At 76.5% G+C, this 8,550-nt stretch carries 9 protein-coding genes; 1 reads left to right on the top strand and 8 read right to left on the bottom strand.

The genetic code is table 11. The features are described 5' to 3' along the window. A partial coding sequence (locus GTR02_RS17115) for a hypothetical protein (protein WP_166608700.1) occupies positions 1–688 on the bottom strand: 688 nt, incomplete at its 3' end. A 331-nt stretch (positions 689–1,019) separates the two neighbouring features. Continuing rightward, the gene (gene larC, locus GTR02_RS17110) at positions 1,020–2,258 is read right to left on the bottom strand and encodes a nickel pincer cofactor biosynthesis protein LarC (protein ID WP_205709488.1); all 1,239 of its coding nucleotides are present in this window, start codon (positions 2,256–2,258) and stop codon (positions 1,020–1,022) included. Between the two features lie 99 nt (positions 2,259–2,357). Here larC and GTR02_RS17105 point away from each other — a divergent pair, with 99 nt between their 5' ends. Continuing rightward, positions 2,358–2,588, top strand: a complete 231-nt coding sequence (locus tag GTR02_RS17105) for a DUF6458 family protein (protein ID WP_166608698.1) — start codon at positions 2,358–2,360, stop codon at positions 2,586–2,588. A 13-nt stretch (positions 2,589–2,601) separates the two neighbouring features. Here GTR02_RS17105 and GTR02_RS17100 read toward each other — a convergent pair whose 3' ends face one another. From GTR02_RS17100 to mihF, 6 genes are all read right to left on the bottom strand, one after another. Beyond that, entirely contained in the window at positions 2,602–4,542 is a 1,941-nt protein-coding gene (locus tag GTR02_RS17100) for a primosomal protein N' (RefSeq protein WP_338073884.1), read from the bottom strand. A gap of 116 nt (positions 4,543–4,658) precedes the next feature. Then, complete coding sequence (gene metK / locus GTR02_RS17095) at positions 4,659–5,861, bottom strand: methionine adenosyltransferase (RefSeq protein ID WP_166608697.1); 1,203 nt, start codon at positions 5,859–5,861, stop codon at positions 4,659–4,661. Beyond that, positions 5,858–7,132: a bifunctional phosphopantothenoylcysteine decarboxylase/phosphopantothenate--cysteine ligase CoaBC gene (gene coaBC, locus GTR02_RS17090; RefSeq protein ID WP_166608696.1), complete on the bottom strand. Its 1,275-nt coding sequence runs from the start codon at positions 7,130–7,132 to the stop codon at positions 5,858–5,860. Before coaBC ends, metK begins: the two co-directional genes overlap by 4 nt. A 10-nt stretch (positions 7,133–7,142) precedes the next feature. Continuing rightward, entirely contained in the window at positions 7,143–7,409 is a 267-nt protein-coding gene (rpoZ, locus tag GTR02_RS17085; RefSeq protein ID WP_166608695.1) for a DNA-directed RNA polymerase subunit omega, read from the bottom strand. A 75-nt stretch (positions 7,410–7,484) separates the two neighbouring features. Beyond that, complete coding sequence (gmk, locus tag GTR02_RS17080; protein ID WP_166608701.1) at positions 7,485–8,045, bottom strand: guanylate kinase; 561 nt, start codon at positions 8,043–8,045, stop codon at positions 7,485–7,487. A 38-nt stretch (positions 8,046–8,083) separates the two neighbouring features. Next, positions 8,084–8,434: an integration host factor, actinobacterial type gene (gene mihF / locus GTR02_RS17075; protein ID WP_166608694.1), complete on the bottom strand. Its 351-nt coding sequence runs from the start codon at positions 8,432–8,434 to the stop codon at positions 8,084–8,086. Positions 8,435–8,550 lie beyond the last annotated feature (116 nt).

Raw genomic sequence — 8,550 nt, 5'->3', positions numbered from 1 at the left:
ACGCCTTCAGCCGGATCGCGTCAGCAAGGGGCAGCACGAGGGTGACGTGGGCGAAGGTGTCGTCCTCGCAGACCTCGACGGTGAGTTCCCGGGTGGCTTCGGGTCGGCTGATGGTGACCGCGACGAAGCCCGGGGTGAGGTCGGTGATGAGCCGGTTGCAGCGCCGGGCCAACGCCTCGACGAGGACCCCGTCGAGCGCCCAGGAGATCGCCTGGTTCAGGAACCCGGCCAGCACCGCGGGCTGCTGCGCGGGGTCGATGACCGGGTCACCTTCGACCACGTTCAGGTCGATCACCCGGCCGTCCTCGTCGCGGACCTCGGTGATGGTGGCGACCCGCCGGCTCAGGCGGGCCGCGCGGCTGGTGATGGTCCGGGCCTGCTCGGCCGTGATGCGCCCCTCGGCGACGGCCTGCCACACCGGTTCGCGGTCGGTGGCGTCGTACCAGGCCGCCCACACCGTTGACAGGGCCGAGTCCAGACTGACGCCGGCCGCTTCGGCGAACTCCTGGGTGACCAGGTCGACCGCGGCGTGGACCAGGTTCGCGGGACGGCCCGTGACCGTCAGGCCCGCGCTCCGCAGGCTCACCAGGTCCGGGTGCTCAGACCCGCTGAGTTCCCGCACCCGCTCCGCCAACCCCAGCACCAGGTCCGCCGAGGCCGCGTCCGCGGCCCGCTTCAGGCGTTCCACCGAACCCCGCGATACGGCGCGAACCGCCGCGGCCGTGAGGGTGGGGGCCGAGGTCATGTTCTCATCGTACAGTTGTTCGAACGTCGAGGTCAAGAGTCAACCCGTTGCAACGCAACGTGATTGCGGTTCATGCGAGGCAGGACGGACCGTCAGGAGTTCCCACTCCCACGCGGCTGCGAGGACGAGGCCGACCGCCCCGGCCGCGGACGCCCGCACCGAGCTGGCGGGTGTGCATGGCGAAGCCCCTCCGACGTCGCCGTCACCGGCGCACCGGCTGGGCGGGTCCTCCGCGACGTGCCGACGGCCCGGGAGATGAGCCAGGGCAGGCCGACTACACCCAGGGGGCCCCGGGCACCAGACCCGCCCCGACGGCTGCGGCGTGCGCGACCAGCAGGGCGTCCTGGACGGCGCAGCCCCGCGCGCGGGCGAGGACCAGGACGTCCTCGAACTCCGGCATCGCCTGCACGACGACCCCGGCGCGGTGGCCGACCTTGACGCGGACCGCGTGCCCGTCGACCTCGACGGCGCGGTGCGCGCGGTCCAGGACGTCGCGGGTCACGGGGCTGCGCCGCACCCCCAGCGTGCTGGTGTGCCGCAGCACCACGGCGGACAGCGCGTCGGCGCAGCCGGGCGCGGCGAGGACCTCCAGCACGTGCCCGGGACGGCCCTTCTTCATGAGCACCGGCGTCAGCCACGCGTCCAGCGCGCCCGCGGACAGCAGCTCCCGCAGCACCTCCGGCCACACGCGCGGGTCGAGGTCGTCGACGGTGGCGGCGAGCAGGACGGCGTCCTGCCCCGGGACCGCCTCGTGAACCTCGCCCTCGACGCTCCGGCCCACCACGACGCGCACGACGTTGGCCCGCTCGGCCGGGTCCCGCGTGCCCGCCCCGGCGCCCGAGCCCTCCACGACGAGGCGCGGCAGCGGCACCGGCCCGTGCGCCAGGGTCGTCACGAGGGCCATCCCCGTCGGGGTGGCGAGCTCGCCGGTGCCGCCCGCGAAGACCTCCCAGCCGCGCGACAGCTCGACGACGGCCGGTGGCGGGACGGGCAGGGTGCCGTGCGCGGCCCGGACGGTGCCCGAGCCGACGGCGACGGGCGAGGCAAGGAGCTCCTCGACGCCCAGGTCGACCAGCGCGGCGCACACGCCGACGACGTCCGCGATCGAGTCGAGCGAGCCCACCTCGTGGAAGTGCACGTCCTCGGCCGGGATGCCGTGGACGCGCCCCTCGGCCTCGGCGAGGCGGGCGAACACCGCGAGCGCCCGCTCGCGCACCCCGGCGTCGAGGTCGGCGGCGACCAGCCGGTCGCGGAGGCCGGACCAGTGGCGGTGCGGGGAGTCGGCCTCGAGGACGTCGACGTCGAGCTTGAGGGCCCGCAGCCCCGCCCGCGTGACGGTGGACGTCCGCAGCGCGACGGCCCCCGAGACGACCGCGTCCACGGCCGCCCGGACCCGCCCGAGGTCCGCGCCGGCGTCGATCAGGGCGCCGAGCAGCATGTCGCCCGCGACCCCCGCACCGGCGTCGATCCAGGCGAGGCGACGGGTGGCGGGGCTGACGTCGCGGTGGGTCACGACCGTCATCGAAGCGCACGGCGGGCGGACGGGTCACGGCGGGCGGCGAACGGGTGACCGGCGCACCGGGACCGCCCCCGGCGGCGGCAGGCTGGGCGGATGCGCCTCGGATCCAGCATCTTCCTCATCGCCGTCGGGGCGATCCTCGCCTTCGCGGTCAGCCTCCGCGTCTCCGGGGTCGACCTGCAGGTCGTCGGCTACGTCCTGCTGGCCGTGGGCGTGCTGGGGATCGTGCTCGAGTTCGTGCTCTTCGCGCCGCGCCGCCGCACGACCACGACGGTCCGCACGGCGCCGCCGACCGTCGTGGAGCGCACCACCCGCGACCGCTAGGACCCCCGGGCCCTCAGCCGATGTCCGGTGGGTCGACGCGGACCCGCACCGGCGGCAGCTTGCGCACGCTGCGGCCGGCGACGAGGTCGCGCACCGCGGCCGTGAGCGCGGGCCCCTCCGCGAGGGGCACCGCGACGAGCGTGCGCACGAGCTCCGCGCCGCCGCGCGCCGCGACCGGGACGGGCCCGAGCACGCGCGCGGACGGCGGGGAGCGCAGGTCGGCGACGGCCGTGCGGACGTCGGCGTCGGCGCCGATGAACCCCGCCATGCGCGCCGACGGCGGCAGCCCCAGCTCGGCGCGGGCGGCGAGCTCGCGCTCGGCGAAGGTCGGCGGGTCCCAGCGCACGAGGGCCTGCACGGCCGCGGCCTGCGGGTCGGCGACCACGACGACGGTCCCGCCCTCGCGGGCGCTGCGCACGAGCGAGGCGGCGGTGATCCAGCGCCGCAGCGCCTCCTCCTGCGCGCGCAGGTCGGGGCGCCCGAGCAGAGCCCAGCCGTCCAGGAGCAGCGCGGCCGCGTAGCCGCCCGGGGCGACCGGCTCGGCACCGGGCGTGCAGACGACCAGCGCCGGCTCGGCGGCCACGGCGTCCAGCACGCGCGGGCCGCCGGACGTGCGGACGCCGACACCCGGGAAGGCCCGGCCCAGCTCCTCGGCCGTGCGGTGCGCGCCCGTGACCAGGGCGCGGAAGCGGTCGTCGCCGCACACGGGGCACGCCCAGCCCGTCGCGAGCCGCCCGCACCAGCGGCAGCTCGCGGTCTCCGACCGGCCCGGGACGGCCAGGGGCCCGGCGCACGCGGTGCAGCGCGCGGGTTCCCGGCAGCGCTGGCACGCGAGCACCGGGACGTAGCCCGTGCGCGGCACCTGCACCAGCACGGGCCCCCGCTGCAGCGCCTCGCGCACCACGCGCCAGCCGTCGCTGGGCAGCCGGGCCGCCGCCGCGAGCGGGTCCTGGGCCGCGGGACCCGACGTGCCCGCCACGGTGACGCGCGGCATCCGGGCCCGCACGGCGTCGCGCGAGGCGACGACGGCGCGCGCCCAGCCCGTCTCCAGCAGCAGCTGCCCCTCGGCCGTGCGCGTGGTGCCCAGCAGGAGCGCGGCGGCGTCGTCCTGCTCGGCGCGCAGGACCGCGACCTCCCGCGCGTGCGGGTACGGCGCGCGCTGCTCGGCGTGGGAGTCGTCGCCGTCGTCGAGGACCGCGACCAGCCCGAGGCCCGGCACGGGGGCCAGCGCGGCCGCCCGGGTCCCGGCGACCACGCGGGCCCGCCCCGTGAGCGCCCGCAGGAACGCGGTGTAGCGGGCCGCGGGCCCGGCGTCGGCCTCCAGCCGCACGTGGGTGCCCGGGGGCAGCCGGCGGGTCAGGGCCGCGTCGAGCCGGTCGAGGTCGCGGTGGTCGGGCACCACCAGCAGCGCGCTGCGCCCGGACGCCAGGCACGCCCGCGCCGCGACGGCGAGCAGCTCGACGGGGTCGGTGCCGGGGGCGGACGTCGCGACGGCGCGCGGCGACGACCCCGCGGCCGTGTGCTGCAGGAAGGCCCGGCCCGCGGTGTGCAGCTCCCAGCCGGCGAGGTCGTCGCCCAGCGCGACGGCGGGCCGCTGCCCCGGTGGGTCGGTCGCGAGGACCCCCGTCTCGGCCCCCGCGTGCCGGCCGGGCACGGCGAGGCGGACGACGTCGGCCAGGGTGCCCGCGTAGCGCGCCGCGACCCGGCCCGCCAGCTCCAGCACCTGGGGGGTCAGGACCTCGACGTCGGAGACCACGCGGCGCAGCCGGGCCAGGCGGCCCGGGTGCTCGCTCGCGGCGAGGCGCTCCAGGACGAAGCCCTCGACGTCGCTGCCCGCGAACGGCACCCGCACCAGGGTCCCGGGCTGGGCGGCCGCGGCCATCGAGGCGGGCACGAGGTAGTCGAAGGGCCGGTCCAGGTGCGGCAGCGGCACCGTGACCAGCACCCGCGCCACGGGATCGTGCTCCGCGACGTCCTCGACGGGCTTGCGGGGCCGGCGCGCCGCCGCCCCCGCCGCCTTCCGGACGCGCGCCGGGGCGGGCAGCCCGTCGAGCGTCGGGGGCGCCTCGCTCAGGAGCCCGCGACGGACCGCAGGGCCTCGACGCGGTCGGTCCGCTCCCACGTGAAGTCGGGCAGCTCGCGGCCGAAGTGGCCGTAGGCGGAGGTCTGGGCGTAGATCGGGCGCAGCAGGTCGAGGTCGCGCACGATCGCGGCGGGACGCAGGTCGAAGACGTCGCGGATCGCGGCCTCGATGCGCACCCGGTCGACGGTCTCGGTGCCGAACGTCTCGACGTAGAGCCCGACGGGCTGCGCCTTGCCGATGGCGTAGGCGACCTGGACCTCGCAGCGGCCCGCGAGGCCGGCGGCGACGACGTTCTTGGCGACCCAGCGCATGGCGTAGGCGGCGGAGCGGTCCACCTTCGAGGGGTCCTTGCCCGAGAAGGCCCCGCCGCCGTGGCGCGCCATGCCGCCGTAGGTGTCGACGATGATCTTGCGGCCGGTCAGGCCCGCGTCGCCCATCGGGCCGCCGATCTCGAAGCGGCCCGTGGGGTTCACGAGCAGCCGGATGTCGGAGGTGTCGAGGTCGAGGCCCTCCAGCACGGGCTCGATGACGTGGCGGCGCACGTCGGGCGTCAGCGTCCGGACCAGGTCGACGTCGGGCTCGTGCTGCGTGGACAGCACGACGGTGTCCAGCCGCACGGGGCGGTCGCCGTCGTAGCCGATGGTGACCTGGGTCTTGCCGTCGGGGCGCAGGTAGGGGACCTCGCCCTTCTTGCGCGCCTCGGACAGGCGCTGGGAGAGCCGGTGCGCCAGGTGGATCGGCAGCGGCATGAGCTCGGGGGTGTCGGTGCAGGCGTAGCCGAACATGAGGCCCTGGTCGCCCGCCCCCTGCAGGTCCAGCGGGTCGCCCGCGTGCCCGGCCTGGCGGTTCTCCCACGCGGAGTCCACGCCCTGGGCGATGTCGGGCGACTGCGAGCCGATGGACACCTCGACGCCGCACGTCGTGCCGTCGAAGCCCTTGGCCGAGGAGTCGTAGCCGATGCCCAGCAGCGTCTCGCGCACGATCGTGGGGATGTCGGCGTAGGCCTCGGTGGTCACCTCGCCCGCGACGTGCACGAGCCCGGTCGTCACCATCGTCTCCACCGCGACGCGGCTGCGCGGGTCCTGGCGCAGCAGCGCGTCGAGGACGCCGTCGGAGATCTGGTCGCAGATCTTGTCCGGGTGCCCTTCCGTGACCGACTCGGACGTGAACAGGCGCAGCGGGGAGGTCACGGGGCTCCAGTCTCGGGGTGCGGCAGGACGGCGGTCGCCAGCATAGGCACCACGGCGTCCCACACCACGTCGGCGACGACGTCCTTCGCGGCCTCGGGCACGACGCGCTCGCCGCCGTCGGCGCCCAGGATCGTCACGGCGTTGGTGGGCGTGGCGAAGCCCCTGGTCTCCCCCACCTCGTTGAGCACCAGCAGGTCGCAGCCCTTGCGGGCCAGCTTGGCCCGGCCGAGCTCGAGGACGCTGCCGCTCGCGTCGCCCGTCTCGGCCGCGAAGCCGACGAGCAGCGGGGTCGCGCCGGAGCGGTCCGCGACGAGCTCGGCCAGGACGTCGGGGTTGCGCTGCAGCACGACGACGGGGTCCTGCCCCGGGTCGTCGGTCTTCTTGATCTTGGCGTCGGCGCGGGTGGCGGGCCGGAAGTCGGCCACCGCGGCGGCCATGACCACGACGTCGGCGCCGGCCGCGTGCGCGTGCACGGCGTCGCGCAGCTGCCGCGCCGTGCCGACGGCGACGACCTCGACCGCGGCTGGCGGCGGGACGTCGAGGTGCGCGGCCACGAGCACGACGCGCGCACCGCGGGCCGCGGCCGCCGCCGCGAGCGCGACGCCCTGCCGGCCGGAGGAGCGGTTGCCCAGAAAGCGCACGGGGTCCAGCGGCTCGCGGGTGCCGCCGGCCGAGACGACCACCGTGCGGCCCTCGAGGTCGCGCCCGCGCGAGCCACCCGCGAGCAGGCGGCGGCACGCGGCGGCGATGTCCGCGGGCTCGGGCAGGCGGCCCGGCCCGGAGTCGGCTCCCGTCAGCCGGCCCGAGGCCGGGTCGAGCACCGTCACGCCCCGCGAGCGCAGCAGCGCGACGTTGTCCTGCGTCGCGGGGTGCAGCCACATCTCGGTGTGCATCGCGGGCACCAGCAGCACGGGGCACGTCGCCGTGAGCAGGACGTTGGTCAGCAGGTCGTCGGCGAGGCCGTGCGCGGCGCGGGCCAGCAGGTCCGCCGTCGCCGGGGCGACCACGACGAGGTCGGCGTGGCGGCCGAGGCGCACGTGCGGCACGTCGACGGCGCCGGACCACACGTCGGTCGCGACGGGGTGGCCCGAGAGGGCCTCCCACGTCGCGCGCCCGACGAAGTGCTCCGACGCCGCGGTCGGCACGACGGTGACGTCGTGCCCGGTCTCCGCGAGCTCGCGCAGCAGCAGCGCCGCCTTGTAGGCGGCGATGCCCCCGGCGACGCCGAGGACGACCCGCGGGCGGTCAGCGGCGGCCTCGGCGGTGCTCACAGGACGCGGTTCACTGCTCGAGGGGCTCCGAGGTCAGGAGCCCGGAGTTGATCTCGCGCAGGGAGACGGACAGCGCCTTCTCCTGCACGTGGGTCTCCACGAGCGGGCCGACGTACTCCAGCAGGCCCTCGCCGAGCTGGGAGTAGTAGGCGTTGATCTGGCGGGCGCGCTTGGCCGCGTAGATGACCAGCGCGTACTTGGAGTCGCTGGCGTTGGCGAGCAGCTCGTCGATGGGCGGGTTGGTGATGCCCTCGGGCGCTGCGACTGTTCCAGCCACGGTGGCTCCTCGGTGTCGGGGGTGGGTCCGCGTCGTGCGGGTGCTGCGCGAGCCCGCCGGGGCGCCGGACGGCGCTCAGGCGACGGGCAGACCCATCCAGTGTACGAGCTCGTCGGTCGCCCGCCGGACGTCGTCGTTGACGATGGTCACGTCGAACTCGTCCTCGGCCGCCAGCTCGTCGCGCGCGGTGGCCAGGCGCCGCTCGCGCTCCTGCTCGGACTCGGTGCCGCGGCCGACGAGGCGGCGGACCAGCTCCTCCCAGCTGGGCGGGGCGAGGAAGACGAAGCCCGCGTTGGGCATGGCCTCGCGGACCTGCCGGGCGCCGGCGAGGTCGATCTCCAGCAGGGCGGCCCGGCCCTCGGCGACGACGGCCTCGACGGGCCCGCGGGGCGTGCCGTAGCGGTGCCGGCCGTGCACGCGGGCCCACTCCAGGAGCTCGCCGCGCTCGACGAGGGCGTCGAAGGCCTCCTCGGTGAGGAAGTGGTAGTGCACGCCGTCGACCTCGCCGGGACGCTGCGCGCGCGTCGTCACCGACACGGAGATCCAGATGTCCGGGTAGCGGGCCCGCAGGTCGGCCGAGACCGTGCCCTTGCCCACGGCGGTCGGGCCGGCCAGCACGGTGAGGCGGGACGGCATCGTCGCCGGTGGGGTGGGCACCCCGGGCGTGGCGGAGCTCAGGACGCGCTCCCGTTCGCCGTGGCCGCCGTCCGCGCGGAGCCGAAGCGGTCGACGAGCGCCGCGATCTGGTGGGCGCCGAGGCCGCGGACGCGCCGCGACTCGGAGATACCGATCTCCGCCATGATCTGCTTCGCGCGCACCTTGCCCACGTTGGGCAGCGACTCCAGCAGCGCCGAGACCTTCATCTTCCCGAGCACCTCGTTCTCCTGCCCGTCGCGGATGACCTCCTCGAGGCTGCCGCCGGCGTACTTGAGGCGGTTCTTGACCTCGGCACGCTCCCGCCGGGCGGCGGCCGCCTTCTCCAGGGCGGCGGCGCGCTGTTCGGCGGTCAGGGGAGGCAGAGCCACGGTGTCACCTCGGGTGGGTCCTTCACGGGCAGCGGGACGGGCGTCGGGGCGCGTCAGGTGGAGAGGGTGTGGCGGCAACCTAGCGACACCGCGACGGGACGGGCAACGGTGGGGGG

The sequence above is a fragment of the Kineococcus siccus genome, from assembly GCF_009906795.1.
Lineage (GTDB): Bacteria > Actinomycetota > Actinomycetes > Actinomycetales > Kineococcaceae > Kineococcus > Kineococcus siccus.
Note: the sequence above shows the minus strand (reverse complement) of the source record. Positions and strands in the feature narration are given on the sequence as shown.